Below are 18,274 nucleotides of genomic sequence, written 5' to 3' on the forward strand. Positions count from 1 at the left end.
CCGCTTGCAAATCTGCGGGATCAATTCGTGCAGCCCGCCATCTATCCGATCGCGTGGCCTGTGGAAAGAAACGCCCGAGCGCACACAAAGCCGGATCTGAGCGGCAAAGCATACGCGAACGCCGGCGAAGATTAAGAAATTATTCGTTAAATTTTCACCAATGGGTAACCTAGTTTATTTGGCCGACCATTGTTCCATCGGGCACAATTCCACGCGGCGTGACCGAAATGGCACGCGGACACGGTCACAAATCGACCCCGGCTGCGCTTGAAGTCACCCGGTAATGGTATAGTAATGCCGGCGCCGGTTTCGTGCCCGGCACGCGATAGTTCGCCCGCGTTCGCGGGCATGGGAGACAGAGGCGACACGATGACCACAACGCGCACCGAAACCGATACTTTTGGCCCGATCGACGTGGCCGCAGACCGCTACTGGGGCGCTCAGGCGCAACGTTCGCTTGGAAACTTCAAGATCGGCTGGGAAAAGCAGCCGCTGGCCGTCGTTCGTGCGCTCGGCATCGTCAAGCAGGCCGCAGCCGTCGCCAATATGGAACTGGCAGGCCTTGACAAGACCGTCGGCAAGGCGATCGTCGACGCTGCCCAGGAAGTGATCGACGGCAAACTCAACGATCATTTTCCGCTGGTGGTCTGGCAGACCGGTTCCGGCACGCAGTCGAACATGAACGCCAACGAAGTGATCTCCAACCGGGCGATCGAAGTCCTCGGTGGCGTCATGGGCTCCAAGAAGCCGGTGCACCCGAACGACCACGTCAACATGAGCCAGTCGTCGAACGATACGTATCCAACGGCCATGCACATTGCCTGCGTCGAAACCATCGTCCGCCACCTCCTGCCGGCGCTCAAGCACTTGCATGAGGCGCTGGAAGCCAAGGTGAAGGCTTTCGCCCACATCATCAAGATCGGCCGCACCCACACGCAGGACGCGACGCCGTTGACGCTCGGCCAGGAATTTTCCGGCTATGCGGCGCAGGTCGCCTCAGCCATTGCCAATATCGAGCTGACGCTTCCGGCGCTCTCCAAGCTTGCTCAGGGCGGCACTGCAGTCGGCACAGGCCTCAACGCCCCGGTCGGCTTTGCCGAAAAGGTCGCCGACGAAATCTCGAAGATCACCGGCCTGCCCTTCGTGACGGCGCCGAACAAGTTCGAGGCGCTCGCTTCACACGACTCGATGGTGTTTTCGCACGGCGCGATCAATGCGGCCGCTGCGGCGCTGTTCAAGATCGCCAACGACATCCGCTTCCTGGGCTCCGGTCCGCGTGCCGGCCTTGGCGAACTGTCGCTGCCGGAAAACGAGCCGGGCTCGTCGATCATGCCGGGCAAGGTCAACCCCACGCAGTCGGAAGCGCTCACACAGGTCTGCGCCCACATCTTCGGCAACCATGCTGCCCTCACCTTCGCCGGCAGCCAGGGGCATTTCGAGCTGAACGTCTACAATCCGATGATGGCCTACAACTTCCTTCAGTCGGTTCAGCTGCTCGGTGATGCTGCCGTTTCCTTTACCGACAACTGTGTCGTCGGCATCGAAGCGCGTGAAGACAATATCCGCAAGGGCGTCGAAAACTCCCTGATGCTGGTCACCGCGCTGAATTCCAGGCTCGGCTACGACACCTGCGCGAAGATCGCCAAGACCGCGCACAAGAATGGCACCACCCTGCGTGAGGAAGCCGTTGGCGGTGGCTATCTGACGAACGAGGAGTTCGATCAGTATGTCCGTCCGGAGAACATGATCGGCCCCAAGTAAATCGGTCGCAATAGCGATGACGGGGTCGGTCAACCGATAGGCCCCGTCGTCAAGATTACATCCGGAATGAGCTAGATCGAACCATATGTTTTGCTCGCATGGCAAGCTCAGCCAAGATTTGCACTTTCACGCAATATAACATAGAATCATAATTAAAATAACGCGTACAAAATTGCGCAAATACAAACTGCTCTTAATTGTTTTCCAATATTCGTCACATATAAATTTATCCACACAGTGGATGAGGTCTAGTGGGGGTCGTCGATGACGACGGGTGTGGCGCCGAAGGCGCAATCCAGTGATTTGATCAGTCAAGTCATATACGCAATTCGGGCGATGGGGGTCGCTTCGATACCGCGTAATTATCAGCTATTCTATGAAGCTTACATCGGCTCCAACCCCGAGCTGGCACAGGATCTTGCGGCGCTGGGCTCACGCGCGACGCAAGAGGAACTCGACGACCTTTCTGCCCGGCATCTGGGAACGGGTCAGGTCGATGTCATCGAGAAGGCGCATGACCGCATCTTGACGGAGCTGGACTCCGTTTTGAAGCTGTTGCGTCAGGAACAGGCGTCGCTCGAAAGCTACAGCCGTCTTCTTGGCGAGACCGCCGTCCGTATCAATGCCAAAAGCAGCTTTTCGAGCGAACTGATCCGCAATGCCGTCAGCCTTCTCAACGATGCGACCGGCGACAAGATCGCGCAGGGCGAAAAGACCGCCGGCGACATGGAGCAACGCTCGCAGGAAATGGATCAGGTTCGCCGCGAACTCGACGAGTACAAGCGGATCGCCAATACCGATTCCCTGACGCGGCTTTCCAACCGACGCGCCTTCGACGAGCGCCTGGCAACGATCTTCGACCATGCGCCAAGCCTGCCCGTGACGGCGCTGGTCCTTGCCGATATCGACAATTTCAAGAAGATCAACGACAGCTACGGCCATCCGGTCGGCGACAAGATCCTGTCGACCGTCGCCTCGGTCATCCGTTCGAACGTCCGCAAGGAAGTCTTCGTCGCACGCACAGGCGGCGAGGAGTTTGCGATCATCGTTCAGGGCAACACACCCGACGAGGTCATGATCATCTGCGAGCGGGTGCGTCGTGCTCTCGAAACGCGCGCCTTCCGCAATTCCCGCTCGGGCATCAACTATGGGCCAGTCACCATCTCGCTCGGATACTCGATGGCCTCGCAGGCAGCCGATCCGGGCGATCTCTACGCCCGCGCAGACACGGCGCTCTATCATGCCAAGAACTCCGGACGAAACCGGACGATCTTCTACGAAGACAACATGACCAAGGATTACGTCAGCAAAAGCTGGCTGATCTACAAGAAGTGACCGCCTGCCTTCACCACATCGTCTTGGCGGCACGGTCCGCCCATTCGCGGTCATAGGTTTCCTTGTCGAAGTCGGCCTTGGCCGCCTTCAGCAATGTGCCGGGCGTGGGCAGGCTCTTCGGGTCCACGAAGTGTGCCGGGTTCCACAGGTCAGACCGCATCAGCGCACGCGCGCATTGGAAATAGACCTCGTCGATGGTGATCACCGTCACGCTGCGCGGGTGCTTGCCGTCCATCTCGAAGCTTTGAAGCAGGCCAGGCTCCACCGAGATCACAGCGCGACCGTTGATCCGCATCGTCGTGGTCGAACCGGGCACAAGAAACATCAGCGCGACCCGCGGATCTCGAACGATGTTGATCAGCGAATCGATGCGGTTGTTGCCACGCCAGTCCGGAAGCGCCAGCGTCCGCTCGTCCTCGATCCGCACCACCCCGCCAAGATCGCCGCGTGGCGAACAATCGATCCCTTCGGGACCAACCGTTGCCAGCGCCACAAACGGTGACGCCTCGATCATCTGCCGATATTCGGATGTCAGAACGCGGGTCACCTTGGCAATCGATGCCTCGCTGCTGTCGCCATAGATCGCCTTCAGTTCGTCAACCGTCGTGATAACAGTCATGTTGCTGCCCCCTGTGCCGCTTCCTGGGCCGCCGCCCGCTTTTCCCGTTCGCGCGCCGTCTTGGCGGCAATGATGTCTGCCGGTTGCGCATTGCCCTTGATCAGCGAACGGCCTGCATAGATGCCGCCGACCTGTTCCAGCGCAAACCGTTCGCGATCGACCTCGCGGAACTCCTCGACCATCTGCAGCGCCGTCTCGTCGGCCTCACCCAGAGTGCGCAGAACCTCGCCGCCGAAATTCAGTGCGGAATCGTAGGTCTCGCGGATCTGGTAATCGACACCGGCCTTCAGCAGATCGATTGCATGGCCTCGGTCATAGGCGCGAGCGAGAACCGGAACGAGCGGGAACTCTTCCTTGACGATCTCGGCGATCTTCAGCGCCGCTTCCTTGTCGTCCACACAGATCAGGATCGCCCTTGCCGTCGCTGCACCGGCTGCATGCAGGATCTCGGGTCGGACACCGTCGCCGTAATAGACCTTGAAGCCGAAATCGCCGATGTCGCGGATAAACTCCGCATTGCTGTCGATGATCGACAACGTATAGCCTCGCGCCAGAACCGGCTGGCTGACGATCTGTCCAAAACGCCCGAAGCCGATCAACAGCACCGTATTTTCGATATTCTCTGGCTCGGCCAGACCGCTCGTATCCACTTCCGGCTTCGGCGCGGTGCGCACGTAGATCGCAACGACCAGCGGCGTCACCGCCATCGAGATAACGATCGTCGCCGTCAGCACGGCATTCGTATCGGAATCCAAGATGCCGACGGAGGCCGCCGCCGCGTAGAGCACGAACGCGAATTCGCCGCCCTGCGCCATCAGGATGGCACGGCCGAGACCTTCGGCGTGGGACGTGCCGAGCAGCCTTGCGACCCCGTAGATCACCAGCCCCTTGACGATCATGTAGGCGATCACGGCCAGAAGCACATGCTGCCAGTTGGCGGCAATCACCGACAGATCGACCGCCATGCCGACGCCGAGAAAGAACAGACCCAGCAGGATGCCGCGAAACGGTTCGATATCGGCCTCAAGCTGGTGCCGGAAGGATGATTCGGAGAGAAGAACGCCGGCGAGAAACGCCCCCATCGCCATCGACAGTCCCGCAAACTGCATCAGCAGCGCCGATCCGAGCACGACGAGCAGCGCCGCGGCGGTCATCACCTCCCGGGCGCCGGAATTGGCCAGCAGGCGGAAGAACGGGTTGAGCAGGTATCGCCCGGCAAGAACGAGTGCGGCAAGCGCTGCAAACCCGATGCCGACCGATTGCAGCCGCTCGGTCAAGGATACGGCCTCGCCCTGCGCCGCCAGGAGGGCGACGATAGCTAGCAGCGGCACGATGGCGAGATCCTCAAACAGCAGGATCGCAACGATATGTTGGCCCTTCGGCGTGTGCAGATGGTTGCGCTCCTGAAGCATCTGCATGACGATTGCCGTCGAGGTCAGGACGAAGCCGGTGCCGGCGACGAAGGCGACAGGCGCCGGATAACCGAAGCCGATCCCGACAGCCATCAGCAAAACAATACAGGCGCACACCTGGAGTGCGCCAAGCCCGAAAATATCCTTTCGCATGCTCCAAAGCCGCGATGGCTGCATTTCCAGGCCGATGACGAACAGGAACATGACGACGCCGAGTTCGGCAATGTGCAGGATCGCCTGCGGATCCGAGACAAGCTTCAGTCCAAAAGGCCCGATCGCCAAACCGGCGGCGAGATAGCCGAGCACGGATCCGAGACCGATCTTCTTGAAGAGGGGTGCCGCAATAACCGCTGCCCCGAGAAGCGCGACGACCTGAACCAGATCGCCCGCATTTGATTCCGCTGCCACCCCGACAATCCCCTTTGTTTTCGAAATCGCTTTAGCGCGTCTGCGTGACACTATCGCGGCTCAGTCCCTTCGCCACCAGATCATTTTCGTAACCCTGGAAAAGCGCGTCGCCCTCGGTCCCGAGCTCGCGCAGATAGCGCCAGGTAAAGATGCCGCTGTCATGGCCGTCGTCGAACGCGATGCGGACCGCATAATTGCCGGTCGCGACGACGTTGCGTATGCCCACAAGACGCTTTCCCGGTACCGTCACCTTCTGGTCCGGGCTGTGGCCCTGAACCTCTGCGGAAGGCGAGAGCACGCGCATCATCTCGGCGGACAGGGCGTAAGACGCACCGTCTTCAAAGCGCACGGTCAGTGTTCTCTTGTCCGGCGAAACCCGCAATTCCGTCGGCCAGCTGTCGTTGGGAACGTCAGTCATGTTTCTCTTCCAATTTGAATGTCTCACGATTATGGACTTCGCTCATGCCTCGCAAGCCCGTTCGCCGTGAACGGTCCATCATCACGTTAAGGAGTACAAACCTTGACGTTGCCCCGGATCGGACCCAAGTTCTGGCGTCAGGAGTATTTACCCGTGAATTCATTTGTCATACCGCCACTGACTGCCGGCCCTGCCGCGACCAACGCACCGATGATCGACAAGTTTGGTCGCGCGGTGACCTATCTGCGTGTCTCGGTCACGGATCGCTGCGACTTTCGCTGTACCTATTGCATGGCGGAAAACATGACGTTCCTGCCGAAAAAGGACCTGCTGACGCTGGAAGAGCTCGACAGGCTCTGTTCGGCCTTCGTCGCAAAGGGCGTCCGCAAGCTTCGGCTAACCGGCGGCGAACCTTTGGTGCGCAAGAACATCATGTATCTGGTCCGCTCGATCGGTCGCCACATCGAAGAGGGCAATCTCGACGAGCTGACGCTGACGACGAACGGCTCCCAGCTCGCCCGCCATGCACAGGAACTCTACGATTGCGGCGTGCGTCGCATCAACGTCTCGCTCGATACGCTCGATCCCGACAAGTTCAAGACCATCACACGCTGGGGTGACTTCTCCAAGGTCATGGAAGGCATCGATGCGGCGCAAAAGGCGGGCTTGAAGATCAAGCTGAATGCGGTCGCGCTCAAGGATTTCAACGAATTCGAGATCGCCGACATGCTGCGCTTTGCGCATGGCCGCGGAATGGACCTGACGGTCATCGAGACCATGCCGATGGGCGAGATCGAGGAAGACCGCACGGACCGCTATCTGCCGCTGTCGAAGCTGCGCGCCGATCTCGAGCAGCAGTTCACGTTCACCGACATCCCCTACAAGACCGGTGGCCCTGCCCGCTATGTCGAGGTCGCCGAAACCGGTGGCCGCGTCGGCTTCATCACGCCAATGACGCATAACTTCTGCGAAGGCTGCAACCGCGTCCGCCTGACCTGCACCGGCACGCTCTACATGTGCCTCGGCCAGAACGACGCTGCCGATCTTCGGGCAGCGCTGCGCGCATCGGACGATCCGGCCGTTCTCTCGGCGGCGATCGACGAGGCAATCTCGCGCAAGCCGAAAGGCCACGACTTCATTATCGACCGCAACAACCGCCCGGCGGTGTCGCGGCACATGAGCGTCACCGGCGGGTGATGTAAACGAAGCAAAGTCAGATGTGAAAAGAGCCGGCTTGAGCCGGCTCTTTTCATTTTGGGACTGCAGCGATCGCCTCAGGCGACGTCGCGTCGCTGCTGATCGCGCCGGTCATAACTGCCCATGCCGAACTGTGTATGCGGTTCGCGGGTCTTGAACCGCTCGATCTTTTCGGAGAGAACGCCGACCCGTTGGCGCAGGCCGTGGATCTCGGCATTGTTTTCTTCCACCATCGCGGCGTTCCGCTGGGTGATGTGTTCCACTTCCTGAACCGCGCGGGTGACTTGGCTGATCCCCGTCGACTGTTCCTCGGCAGCATCGGAGATCTGCGTCACCAGTTTGCGCACGTCGGTCACATGGGCGATGATCTGCGAGAGCGCGCCACCTGTCTCTTCAACCAGGTGCACGCCATTGGTCACCTGGGCGGAACTTGCCGAGATCAGCCCCTTGATTTCCCGGGCAGCGCCTGCGCAGCGTTGCGCCAGTTCGCGGACTTCCTGCGCGACCACGGCAAAACCGCGACCCGCCTCACCTGCGCGTGCGGCTTCGACACCGGCATTGAGCGCAAGCAGGTTGGTCTGGAAGGCGATCTCATCGATGACGCCGATGATGGTTGCAATCTTCTCCGACGACCGGCTGATCTCGCCCATGGCGCCGACAGCGCGTGCCACGACCTCGCCCGAACGCACCGCAAAAGCTTCAGTCTCGTTGACGGATGTCGAGGTTTCGCGAGCGCTCTGCGCCGTTGCGCGGACGATGTCGCCGAGATGGCGGAGCGCACGCGAACTCTGCTCGAGTGCCGCCGCCTGCTGCTCGGTGCGCCGGGCAAGGTCGTCGGCGGATGCCGCAAGATTGCCGGTGCCGCCTTCGATCTCGTCGGCCGTGGAACGGACGTCGGCAAGCGTGCCGCGCAACTCTTCGACAGCGCGGTTGTATGTGCGGGCCATCTCGATGAAATCCTCGGGCAGGTTTTCATCCATGGTCTGCTCCAGGTCGCCTTCGGCAAGCTGGCCGAGAACGCTCGAGAGAGCGGTCAGCGCCTGACGCTGTTCGGCGGCAATCCGGGCACGTTCGCTTGTGCGGCGGTCCGATTCGGCGCTCGAAAGCTCCCGTGCCGACGTCGCCTCTTTTTCCAGCCGGATATTCTCCAGCGCCGAATCGCGGAACACGCTGACCGAGCGCACCATGTCGCCGATCTCGTCGCCCCGCTCGCGGCCTTCGATCTTAACATCGAGGTCGCCATCGGCCAGACGCTTCATGATCTCGGTGACGCGGCGCAAAGGTCCGCGCAGCGTCTCGACCAGCATGAGGCCGCCGGCGATGGCAAGCAGCGTGCCCGCCACCATGGCGATCACGGAAACGGTGGCCGAACGCTCGCTGTCCGCCTTGCCCACCTCCTGCGCTTGCGCCACGAAGTTCTTGAGGCCGGCCATGCCTGCCGTCAACGTTTCTGTCGCCTTCGTGCGTGCCGCAGTCCATTCACCCGCGTTGACAATCGTCGTCGCCGTGCTCTTCTCCAGCGCGCTCAGCAGTGTCGCAAGGGTCGGTCCAAAGTCGCGGGTGGCGGCATTGCGTGAATTGAGTTCGGAGACTTTTGCGCTTGTTGCCCTCAGCGCCACGATGTCGGCAATGATATGCGAACGTGCTTCATCGGTCGGCACCGTCATGAACCGCTCGGCATGCAGCTGCATCGCGTTCGAAATCTGGAGCGACTGGTCGATCTGGTCGAGAACGCTTTTCAGCACTTCCACCTCGCCTTCGAGATCGACGAAACGCTCGGCTGCGTCACCGGATTTCTTCGTCACTTCGGCGGCAAGTTCCCCCTGCGGTCTCATGAAGGCACTTGTCGCAATGCGCAAAGCCTGGGCCTTGTCGGCAACCGGCTTGTCGCTGGCGATGACGGCCAGAAGCTGATCGGCTGACTGCTCGATCGGCGCCATGGCCGCCTTGCCGTTGGACGACAGCATCGGCGCGACGATCGCGAATTCCTTTTTGAGCGTGTGGCCGTAAAGCTCCGCGCCCTTGACGGTGGCTTCGTCGGTTTCGGAGGCCCGCACGGCATTGCGCAGATTTTCCAGCCGACGCGCGACGGATCGATACGCGTAGGCTTCAAACAGCTGCCGCTTGGCGAATTTCTCTTTGCCGTCAAACTGTTTCTGAATGATCTCGACCTGCTTGTCGACGCCGTTGGAAGCATCGCGCACGCCTTTGAGGATCTGATTGATCTCCTCGACATTGCGCTTGCGCATCTGTTCGATCGCCCACAGCCCATCCGTGTCGGCTGAGAGCTTAGCCGCAAGCTCGCGGACAACGGCTATCCGGTTACGGTCACCCTCGGTCTGCAACAGCCCTTGCAACCGGCCGACGCCGTCAGCCTGACGCGCGATACTGGACCGCAGGGTCGCGACGGTCTGATCCGACGGAGCCTCGGTGAATGCCTGAAGCGATGACTGGAGATCTTCGAAATCGCCGATATTTTCGATCGTGGCACGCGTCACGGTCATATGACCGTTCAGCGTTTCGGCCGTATAGAAGCCAGCCATTCCCACGCCTGCAATCAGAAGCACCAGTGGCACGACGAAGAGAAGAACCTTGGTGACAATTTTGCGTCTTTGAAGCAGACGATCGACGAATGACATGGAACCCCCGGGTTGTTGAGTAGCCCCCGGCTCCGCTGTTCATTCGCGGGTTATCCAGCAAGCGCCCCCACGTCATGCGGGTAACATTGCTGCACACAATCTGCAAATTCGGTTGAACAAGCGTTAACTCAAGGACGTCCGAGTTGCGATTTCGCAAGAACGGGGACATGTGGCTGCTGGCGGACCGTTTGAAGCTGCGTTAAGACGGCGCGGTCCCGAGGAGACATCATGAGTCTGTCCGAAAACGCACGCGGCGCCCTGGTTATGGCGTTCGCCATGGCGGCATTTACCTTCAACGACGCTTTGGTCAAATCCGTTACGTCAGAGCTCAGCATTGCACAGATCATTGCCGTGCGCGGGGTCATGACCACAACCCTCGTCTATTTCATCGCGCGCCACCTTCGCGCGTCGATTTCGCTGAAAACGCTGAGCCATCCCCTCGTCCTTTTGCGAGGATTTTGCGAACTCGGCGCCACCCTTGCGTATTTCACCGCGCTCGCCCGGCTCGAATTTGCCACCGCTGCCTCCATCATGCAGTCGCTGCCACTGGTCGTCACGCTCGGCGCAGCACTCATTTTTCGTGAACCGGTTGGCTGGCGGCGCTGGAGCGCGATCGGGGTCGGCTTGGTCGGCGTTCTTTTGATCCTGCGCCCCGGCGCGGAAGGATTTTCGGGGGACGCAATCTATCCGCTGATCGCACTTTGCTTCACCGCCTGCCGCGACCTCACGACAAGGCGGATCAGCGCGGAAATTCCGACCATCAGCATCACCTTCTTCACCAGCTTTGCCAACACGCTTCTCGGCATTATCCTGATCGTGCCGATGGGCGGCTGGCAACCGTTGAGCGCCGGCACCTTCTCCATTCTCGTCCTGACATCGCTCCTCGTTTTTGCGGGTTATCAGACCGTGATCATGGCGATGCGCACGGGAGAGGTCTCGTTCGTGACGCCGTTCCGCTACACGAGCCTGATCTGGGCTCTGGCGATCGGGATCCTGTTCTTCGGCGAGGAGCCGAGCGGCAGCATGCTTGCGGGAGCGGCAATCGTGATCGGCTCCGGTCTCTACACGTTCGCGCGCGAAAAGAAGAGGAAGCAGCAGGTCGCGACCGCCGCCGACGTCGCCCCGCCCGGCTCCACGCAGACGAGAGAAACGGGCCGATGATAACTGCCTCAAACGATCTCCCGGCTCTCATTCTCGCCGGCGGCCGATCCAGCCGCATGGGGCAAAACAAGGCTGATCTGCCGCTCGCCGGAAAGACGATCCTCGGCCATGTCGTCGATCGGCTCGCGCCTCAGGTGATATCGATCGTTCTGAATGCGCCCGAAGCCCCAGAGAATATTCGCGGGCTACGTCTCGTTCCCGACTTGAGACCGCGCCAGGCCGGCCCGCTCGAAGGCGTCCTGGCCGGTCTTTTCGACCTTCAGGCGCAGGACACCGATGCGTCCCATCTGGTGACGGTCCCCTGCGACAGTCCGTTCCTGCCGCTCGATCTGGTGGCACGTCTCGAAGCCGACGCTGGCCCTGAAACCATTGCCGTCGCTACGTCGGATGGTCGCACGCATCCCGTTTTCGCGCTCTGGCCGAAGTCGATCGCCGACGATCTCGAACACTGGCTTGTCGATCCCGACAACCGTCGCCTCAGGGCATTTCTGGATCGCCATTCGACGGTCTATGTGGATTTCCCAGTTCTCGACATCGGCGGCGAAATGCTCGATCCTTTTCTCAATATCAACACTCCGGAGGATCTGGCCTTGGCCAAGCGCTTCACCGAGGCTCTGAGATGACAGTGCCGCCCCGTGTCTTTGGAATTGCAGGCTGGAAGAACTCCGGCAAGACTGGTCTTGCCGTGCGACTGGTGACGGAGTTCACCCGCCGCGGCTACAAGATCTCGACGATCAAGCACGCCCACCACGATTTCGACATCGACAAGGTCGGCGCCGACTCGTTCCGGCACCGTCAGGCTGGCGCGCATGAAGTGACGATCGTCTCCGGCACCCGGTTTGCCATCATGCACGAGCTGCGCGGCGATCCGGAACCCAGTCTGCAGGACGTTCTCGATCGTATCGCGCCCTGCGATCTGGTGCTGATAGAGGGCTACAAGCGCGAGCCTGTGCCCAAGATCGAGGCCCGCAGGCTCGAATCGAAAAGCCGCGAGCCACTGGCTCCGACCGATCCGCACATTGTTGCCATCGCTGCCGATCATGCGTTGGAGGGAACGTCCCTGCCCGTCTTCGATCTCGACGACACGGTCGCCATCGCGGACTTCATCGCGAACGTCGTTTCTCTCCCGCAGAAATGAAAACGCCCGGATAAACCGGGCGCTCTCTGATCAACTCTGGTGAACCGTACTATTTCGACGCAACCGGCTTTACCAGCGCCGTGATGCGGCGGATGGTGACGCGGCGGTTTTCCTGGTTCGGTCCGTCGGTGCGAACCTTCAGGTAGCGTTCGCCGTAGCCCTGGGTCGCCAGGTTTTCCGGCGGGATGCCGTAAGCGTCGGTCAGAACGCGGGCAACGCTTTCCGCACGCTCGTCGGACAGGACGAGGTTGGCGTCATCCGCGCCGACGGCGTCGGTATGGCCTTCGATCAGGAAGGTTTCAGCCGGGTCCTTCTTCAGCACCTGGTTGATCGCATCCGCAACCTTGCGCAGCGAGCTTGCCTGATTCATCGGAATTTCGGCACTGCCTGTTGCAAAGGTGACCGTATCCAAGTCGATACGACGAACCTTGTCGCGGATACGGGCAGAGTAGCGAACCTCATCCAGCGAATAGACGCGCTCGACCTGTTCGACCGGCGGCTGTTCGAGGAACTCGTAGTAGTTCCGGTCAGGCTCCGACGACGTGTCGATAATGTAGTCGTCGAGCGGAACGTCGAGACGCATGGGCGGCAGATCGTCACCCGGATCGCGCCAAGTATAATCTGCACCACGGTTCTGTTCCGACAGTTCCGGCGCATAGTAGAGCACGTATTCCTCACCGCCGCGCACGATACGCGACCGCTGGACGATCTCGCCGTAACGGTTGCGCACGGTGACGATCCGGGTGCCGTCTTCGCGCTCGATCACTTCACGGACACGACCATCGCGCAGACGCTCGTATTCTGGCTGGCGACCGTCTTCTTCATAGAAGCGGCGGCTGTCATCGTGGCGCACGACCGACTGGTTGTCGATAGAGATGATTACGCGGCCACGATCCCTGCCGCGATCGTTACGACCGACGTCCTGGCCGTCCTGACCGCGATAATCCCAGCCACGCGGGCGATCGAACTGCGGACGACGGTCGAGCCGTTCGCCGCGCTCTTCGGACAGTTCGCGGAAATTGCGCCTCTGGTCGGCTGTCTCCCGAGTGTTGGACTGGGAATCAGCGTCGGAACGTGGCGGTGCACGATCGGCCTGCTGGGCATCGCGGTCGCGGTCGCGGCGCGGACGCTCACCATCGCGGTCCGGACGACGCGGACGTGCATCTTCCTTGGCGCTGTCGAGCACCGCTGCACCGTTTTCGACCGGCAGGGTCGGCTGTTCGCCGCGCTGCGCAGACTTCGGATCCTTCGCCAGTTCCTTGGCGCGCTCCACCTTGTCAGGCGTATCGGCAACCTGTGGCGGCCGCGGACGGCCGTTTGCGGGCTGATCGGTCTCCGGCTGATTGCGATCGGCCTGGTTGCGATCGGGACGATCACGGCCGGGCTCGTTCGGATTGGCCTGATCGGCATCACCAGGACGACGGTTGTTCTGGTCGCGATCGGCTGGGTTACGGTCAGCCTGATTACGGTCTGGGCGAGCCACGTCTGGCTGCGTTGCGGTATCCGGACGGGTCTGGTCGCGCTGGTTGCGATCCTTGGCGTCGCGCGGTGGCGTAGCCCCGTTCTCAGCGTCGGTGTCGCGAGCATTGCGTTCCGCAGCCTTCGGATCAACCTTGGGGTCGGCCTTCGGATCTACCTTGTTACGATCGCCCTGCGCGCGCGGACGCTCAGGCGACTGTTCATCGCCTGCCTTTTCGCGCTGCGGACGAGCCTGATCCGGATCGGCCTGGTCTGGCTTTGCACGATCAGCCTGTGCCTTTTCAGGCTTGGCCGGCTTTGCATCGTCCGGCTTTGCCCTGTCGGCAGCATCGGCCTTGGACGGATCGGCGCGGTCACGGGATGGCTTCGGGCGCTCGCCTTCGGCATTGGAACGGTCCGCTGCAGGCGGACGCTCCTTGGCATCGCTTCCCTGCGCTTCACGGCGCGGGCGTTCGCCTGCTGCAGGAGCATCCTGCTGACGCTCGGCATCGCGGCGCGCTGGCTTTTTCTGCTCGGGCTCGCCCTGTTCAGCCTGCGCGCGGCGTGCTGGACGCTCGCTTGCGCCGCCGTTGTCTTCAGCCTGCTGGCGACGCTGCGGGCGCTCGCTGGCACCGCCACCGTCTTCCGCGGCCTGGCGACGCAGCGGCCGCTCTGGCTTGTCTTCGCCCTGGCCTGCTTCGCTCTTTTCGCGGCGCGGACGCTGCGGCTTTTCGCCACCACCATCTTCAGGCGCGATGACTTCCTGCTGAACCTGGATGAAACCTGGTACCGAGGCCGGAGCCTGGTTGACTTCGATGGCGGCCTTCAGCGGCATGGCACCAACCGGCTGCAGCATCAGCGGCAGCGACAGCACCGGCGCAGCCACGCTGGCAAACAGTCTGAATTTTTTAGACATGCAATCTTCCTCTTCTCAAGCGTCTCTTCCCTTGGCGCATCCCGTATTATGCATCGTTCGAAAGAATGACCTCGGGCTGACGCGCCGGCTGAACGGGTATTCAACCGATATGGTTCCGCAAAGACTGTTCCCAACCACATGAATGACAACTGAATGCCGCGTTCACCTCCCGCGAGGTGTCATCAGGCAGGAAAATGCCGTTGCAATTTCCCGTTGGCCGGTATCTATAAAACGTCAGACGGGGCGAGCTGGCCTTAAGCCCCGCAACCCGGATGGCGTATGAATTCAACGCCGCCGGTCTTGCCAACAGAGAGGATCATTATGACCATGTCCCGCCTTTTCGCAGCTGCATCCATCGCGGCTGTATCGCTTTTCGCCGGATCCGCGCTTGCCCAGGAAAAGCTCACGATCGGCACCGAGGGCGCTTACCCGCCCTTCAACGTTCTCGAATCCAACGGCAATCTGACCGGTTTCGACATCGACATCGCCAAGGCGCTGTGTGACGAGATGAAGGTCACCTGCACCTTCGTCACCAACGACTGGGATGGCATCATCCCGGCGCTGCAGTCGAAGAAGTTCGATGCCATCATCGCCTCCATGTCGATCACGCCGGAGCGCATGCAGCAGGTTGCGTTCTCGAAGAAATATTACAACACGCCGCCGGCAGTCGCCGTACCGAAGGATTCGCCTCTGAAGGATGCGACCGCGGCCTCGCTCAAGGGCAAGACGCTCGGTGCCCAGGGTTCGACCACCCACTCGAACTACACCGAAAAGCATTTTCCTGATTCCGAACTGAAGCTCTACCCGACGTCTGACGAGTACAAGCTCGACCTCACCAACGGCCGCATCGACGGCGTTGTGGACGACATCGTCGTCCTGTCGGAATGGGTGAAGTCCGAAGCCGGCAACTGCTGCAAGATCCTTGCACCGCTCCCGGTGGATGCTGAAATTAATGGCGAAGGCGCCGGCATTGCCGTGCGCAAGGACGAAACGGCACTGGCCGACAGGTTCACCGCCGCGATCGCCGCGATCCGCGCCAACGGCAAATACGCCGAAATCAACAAGAAGTATTTCGACTTCGACGTGTACGGCGACAAGTAATCGTCTATACGCCGGAATATGAACGGCGGAAGGCTTGCCCTTCCGCCGTTTTCCTTTTTAATGACACCTATGACTGAAGCGGCATCTTAAAAGCCGCATGGGGAACGAACCGGAATGACCCTATGAGCGGATGGCTCTCCGCCCTCTTCGATACGCTCGACCCGTTTTGCGGCCCGGCCGGCATCTTTACCTGGCTCGGCCAAGGTTCCCTGATCGCCTGCGGCGACGCCGGATGGGGCGACGAGATCGCCTTTGGCGTCAAGGTCACGATCACGCTGGCCTTAGCGACCCTGCCGGTCGGCCTCATCATCGGCTTCCTGATCGCGCTCGCGGCGCAGTCGGAAGAACGGCTGCTGCGGCTGGCTGCCGGCATCTACACCACGATCTTTCGCGGCCTTCCCGAGCTGCTGACGCTGTTCATCGTCTATTACGGTGCCCAGATCCTTCTCCAGACAGTGCTGTCGACCTTAGGCTATGACGGGCGCGTCGAGATCAACGCCTTCGTGGCTGGGATGGTAGCTCTCGCTGTCGTGTTCTCCTCTTACTCGTCGGAAGTGCTTCTCTCTGCCTTTCGCGCCATCCCGCGCGGCCAGTATGAGGCCGGCGATGCGCTTGGCCTTCGGCGCTGGCGCACGATGTTCCTGATCGTCCTGCCGCAGCTGATCCGCATCGCGCTGCCGGGCCTCACCAATCTCTGGCTGATCTTGCTGAAGGATACGTCCTATGTCTCGGTCATCGGCCTTGCCGATATCATCCGCCAGACAGGCATTGCCGCGCGCGTCAGCCGTGAGGCGTTCTTCTTCTATACCATTGCCTGCCTTCTCTATCTTGTGCTTGCGATGATCTCCTCGTTCGGACTGGGCTTCATCGAACGCTGGGCCAAACGCTCGGGAGTATCGCGATGAGCTTTGTGAAAGAGCTGATAGCGCCACGCCCTGCGCCCGCCGTCGTCGCGAGGCCGCTGACCGCTGCCAAGGTTGCGGGCATCGTCGTTCTTGTACTCTGGGGCCTGCTCGCAGCAGCGTTGGTGATGATGGTCATCAACGGCTGGGATACGGCCAAGTTTGAGCGCTATGGGCCGCGCTACCTCAACGGCCTGTGGACGACGATCTCGATTGTCGGCATCTCCATCGTTCTCGGCGCGCTTCTGTCGTTGCCGATCGCGTTCGCCCGCATGTCGAAGAACCGCGTGCTCAACACGATCGCCTACGCCTACGTCTATCTGTTCCGCTCGACGCCGCTGCTCGCACAGCTCTTCCTGATCTATTACGGTCTCGGCAGTTTCAGGGCGGAACTGGAATCGGTCGGTCTCTGGTGGTTCTTCCGCGAAGCCTGGTATTGCGGGCTGTTTTCGCTGACGATCAACACGGCCGCCTACCAGGCGGAAATCCTGCGCGGTGCCATCGAAAGCGTGCCGCGCGGCCAGCACGAAGGCGCCGCGGCGCTGGGCATTTCCAAGCGCATCACGCTGCGCAAGGTCATCCTGCCGCAGGCACTGATCGTCGCCCTTCGCCCTTACGGCAACGAAGTGATCCTGATGATCAAAGGCTCCGCCGTGGTCGCGATCGTTACCGTCTTCGATCTGATGGGCGAGACGCGCTATGCCTTTTCGCGCACCTTCGACTACCAGACCTATCTCTGGGCGGCGATCTTCTACCTGACGATGGTGGAAGCGCTGAGGCACCTCTGGGCATTCATGGAAGCCCGCCTGACCCGTCACCTGAAACGCTAGTCCAGATTGCCAAACGGCGCTCCGCCCCTTAAAGCGCTTCGCAACGAAAAGGATGATGGCGATGACGAAGATCGACGAGGAAGCTCTGGCCGAGGCCTACAACCGCGCATTGGCGCTGGAAAAGGCCGGCGATATTGACGCGGCGGTAAAAGCCTACGAAGACGTGCTGGCAATCGACCCCGAGGATCATGGTGGCGCAGCCGTGCGCATCGCCTCCATGGGTCGTGGCGAAACGCCGCCGAGAGCGCCGGACGCCTATGTCGAAACCCTGTTCGACCAGCATGCCGAAAGCTTCGAAGACATTCTTGTCGAACAGCTCGGCTACGCCGTGCCCGTCATCCTGCGCCAGCGTCTGCAGGAACTGAACCTTGGCCCGTTCAAGCGCATGCTCGATCTCGGCTGCGGCACCGGTCTGACCGGCGGTACGCTGCGCGACATGGTGGACGACATCACCGGTATCGATCTCTCCGAAAACATGGTCGAGATCGCCCATGAGAAGGATCTCTACGAGACGCTTTACGTCGCGGAAGTCGAGGATTTCCTTGATGACAACGACGACGAGCCCTTCGACCTCGTCACCGCAACCGATGTCCTGCCCTATCTCGGCGCGCTTGAGCCCCTGTTCTTCGGCGCTGCCGAAAACATGGTGCCGGGTGGCCTGTTCGCTTTCTCGTCCGAAACGCTCCCCGCATCCGACACCACCCCCTACCGGGTCGGCCCCCACCAGCGCTTCGTCCACTCGGAATCCTACATCCGCTCGCGGCTTGAAGAGACCGGCTTTACGGTCGTGGAAATGACCGAAATCAATGTGCGGATGCAGGACGGCAACCCGAGCCCGGGCCATCTCGTGATTGCGAAGTTGAAGGGCTGAGCTCCTAAACTGGACGGTTCGTCGAGTCATATTGACATTACGTATAAGTTGCGCAAATCTTACCTAATCAACCGATGATAGCATTCGGATTGATTGGGGGGATTGCTA

15 protein-coding genes are annotated in these 18,274 nt (G+C 60.9%); 10 read left to right on the top strand and 5 right to left on the bottom strand.

Annotated features, from left to right (window positions below; genetic code table 11):
• Positions 1 to 369 precede the first annotated feature (369 nt).
• Both fumC and ASF70_RS15545 read left to right on the top strand, forming a co-directional pair.
• Positions 370 to 1,761, top strand: coding sequence for a class II fumarate hydratase (fumC, locus tag ASF70_RS15540; protein ID WP_062580887.1), 1,392 nt, complete (start codon positions 370 to 372; stop codon positions 1,759 to 1,761).
• A 264-nt stretch (positions 1,762 to 2,025) separates the two neighbouring features.
• The gene (locus tag ASF70_RS15545; RefSeq protein WP_062580889.1) at positions 2,026 to 3,096 is read left to right on the top strand and encodes a GGDEF domain-containing protein; all 1,071 of its coding nucleotides are present in this window, start codon (positions 2,026 to 2,028) and stop codon (positions 3,094 to 3,096) included.
• 10 nt (positions 3,097 to 3,106) lie between these two features.
• On the opposite strand, the gene ASF70_RS15550 is transcribed toward ASF70_RS15545, so the two are convergent.
• Genes ASF70_RS15550 through ASF70_RS15560 form a run of 3 tightly spaced genes read right to left on the bottom strand, consistent with a single transcriptional unit; the run spans position 3,107 to position 5,953 of the window.
• Positions 3,107 to 3,715, bottom strand: coding sequence for a pyridoxamine 5'-phosphate oxidase family protein (locus ASF70_RS15550; RefSeq protein WP_062580891.1), 609 nt, complete (start codon positions 3,713 to 3,715; stop codon positions 3,107 to 3,109).
• Positions 3,712 to 5,535 (bottom strand): monovalent cation:proton antiporter-2 (CPA2) family protein, encoded by a 1,824-nt coding sequence (locus ASF70_RS15555; RefSeq protein WP_062580893.1) that lies wholly within the window; start codon positions 5,533 to 5,535, stop codon positions 3,712 to 3,714. The genes ASF70_RS15550 and ASF70_RS15555 overlap by 4 nt, the downstream gene beginning before the upstream one ends.
• A 31-nt stretch (positions 5,536 to 5,566) precedes the next feature.
• Positions 5,567 to 5,953, bottom strand: coding sequence for a DUF971 domain-containing protein (locus tag ASF70_RS15560; RefSeq protein ID WP_062580895.1), 387 nt, complete (start codon positions 5,951 to 5,953; stop codon positions 5,567 to 5,569).
• A gap of 210 nt (positions 5,954 to 6,163) precedes the next feature.
• On the opposite strand from ASF70_RS15560, the gene moaA reads away from it, so the two are divergent.
• Entirely contained in the window at positions 6,164 to 7,150 is a 987-nt protein-coding gene (gene moaA, locus ASF70_RS15565) for a GTP 3',8-cyclase MoaA (protein WP_113110841.1), read from the top strand.
• 77 nt (positions 7,151 to 7,227) lie between these two features.
• Here the strand turns inward: moaA and ASF70_RS15570 are convergent, their stop codons facing one another.
• Entirely contained in the window at positions 7,228 to 9,789 is a 2,562-nt protein-coding gene (locus ASF70_RS15570; RefSeq protein WP_062580898.1) for a methyl-accepting chemotaxis protein, read from the bottom strand.
• A gap of 228 nt (positions 9,790 to 10,017) precedes the next feature.
• On the opposite strand from ASF70_RS15570, the gene ASF70_RS15575 reads away from it, so the two are divergent.
• From ASF70_RS15575 to mobB, 3 genes are read left to right on the top strand one after another with little or no spacing between them, the layout of a single operon-like run.
• Complete coding sequence (locus ASF70_RS15575; protein WP_062580900.1) at positions 10,018 to 10,950, top strand: DMT family transporter; 933 nt, start codon at positions 10,018 to 10,020, stop codon at positions 10,948 to 10,950.
• Positions 10,947 to 11,573, top strand: coding sequence for a molybdenum cofactor guanylyltransferase MobA (gene mobA / locus ASF70_RS15580; protein ID WP_062580902.1), 627 nt, complete (start codon positions 10,947 to 10,949; stop codon positions 11,571 to 11,573). The genes ASF70_RS15575 and mobA overlap by 4 nt, the downstream gene beginning before the upstream one ends.
• The gene (mobB, locus tag ASF70_RS15585) at positions 11,570 to 12,088 is read left to right on the top strand and encodes a molybdopterin-guanine dinucleotide biosynthesis protein B (protein WP_062580905.1); all 519 of its coding nucleotides are present in this window, start codon (positions 11,570 to 11,572) and stop codon (positions 12,086 to 12,088) included. Before mobA ends, mobB begins: the two co-directional genes overlap by 4 nt.
• 49 nt (positions 12,089 to 12,137) lie before the next feature.
• Here mobB and ASF70_RS15590 read toward each other — a convergent pair whose 3' ends face one another.
• Positions 12,138 to 14,462, bottom strand: a complete 2,325-nt coding sequence (locus tag ASF70_RS15590) for an OmpA family protein (RefSeq protein ID WP_062580907.1) — start codon at positions 14,460 to 14,462, stop codon at positions 12,138 to 12,140.
• Between the two features lie 321 nt (positions 14,463 to 14,783).
• On the opposite strand from ASF70_RS15590, the gene ASF70_RS15595 reads away from it, so the two are divergent.
• The 4 genes from ASF70_RS15595 (at position 14,784) to ASF70_RS15610 (ending at position 18,166) form a co-directional block, all read left to right on the top strand.
• Positions 14,784 to 15,563, top strand: a complete 780-nt coding sequence (locus tag ASF70_RS15595; RefSeq protein ID WP_062580908.1) for an ABC transporter substrate-binding protein — start codon at positions 14,784 to 14,786, stop codon at positions 15,561 to 15,563.
• Positions 15,564 to 15,685: 122 nt separating this feature from the next.
• Positions 15,686 to 16,468 carry an ABC transporter permease gene (locus ASF70_RS15600; RefSeq protein WP_062580910.1) on the top strand — a complete coding sequence of 261 codons (783 nt, stop codon included), beginning with the start codon at positions 15,686 to 15,688 and terminating at the stop codon, positions 16,466 to 16,468.
• Positions 16,465 to 17,295, top strand: coding sequence for an ABC transporter permease (locus ASF70_RS15605; protein WP_062456514.1), 831 nt, complete (start codon positions 16,465 to 16,467; stop codon positions 17,293 to 17,295). Before ASF70_RS15600 ends, ASF70_RS15605 begins: the two co-directional genes overlap by 4 nt.
• Before the next feature lie 55 nt (positions 17,296 to 17,350).
• Complete coding sequence (locus ASF70_RS15610) at positions 17,351 to 18,166, top strand: class I SAM-dependent methyltransferase (protein WP_092660781.1); 816 nt, start codon at positions 17,351 to 17,353, stop codon at positions 18,164 to 18,166.
• The last annotated feature ends 108 nt before the right edge of the window (positions 18,167 to 18,274 follow it).

The sequence above is a fragment of the Rhizobium sp. Leaf321 genome (genome assembly GCF_001423215.1).
Taxonomy (GTDB): Bacteria; Pseudomonadota; Alphaproteobacteria; order Rhizobiales; family Rhizobiaceae; genus Neorhizobium; species Neorhizobium soli.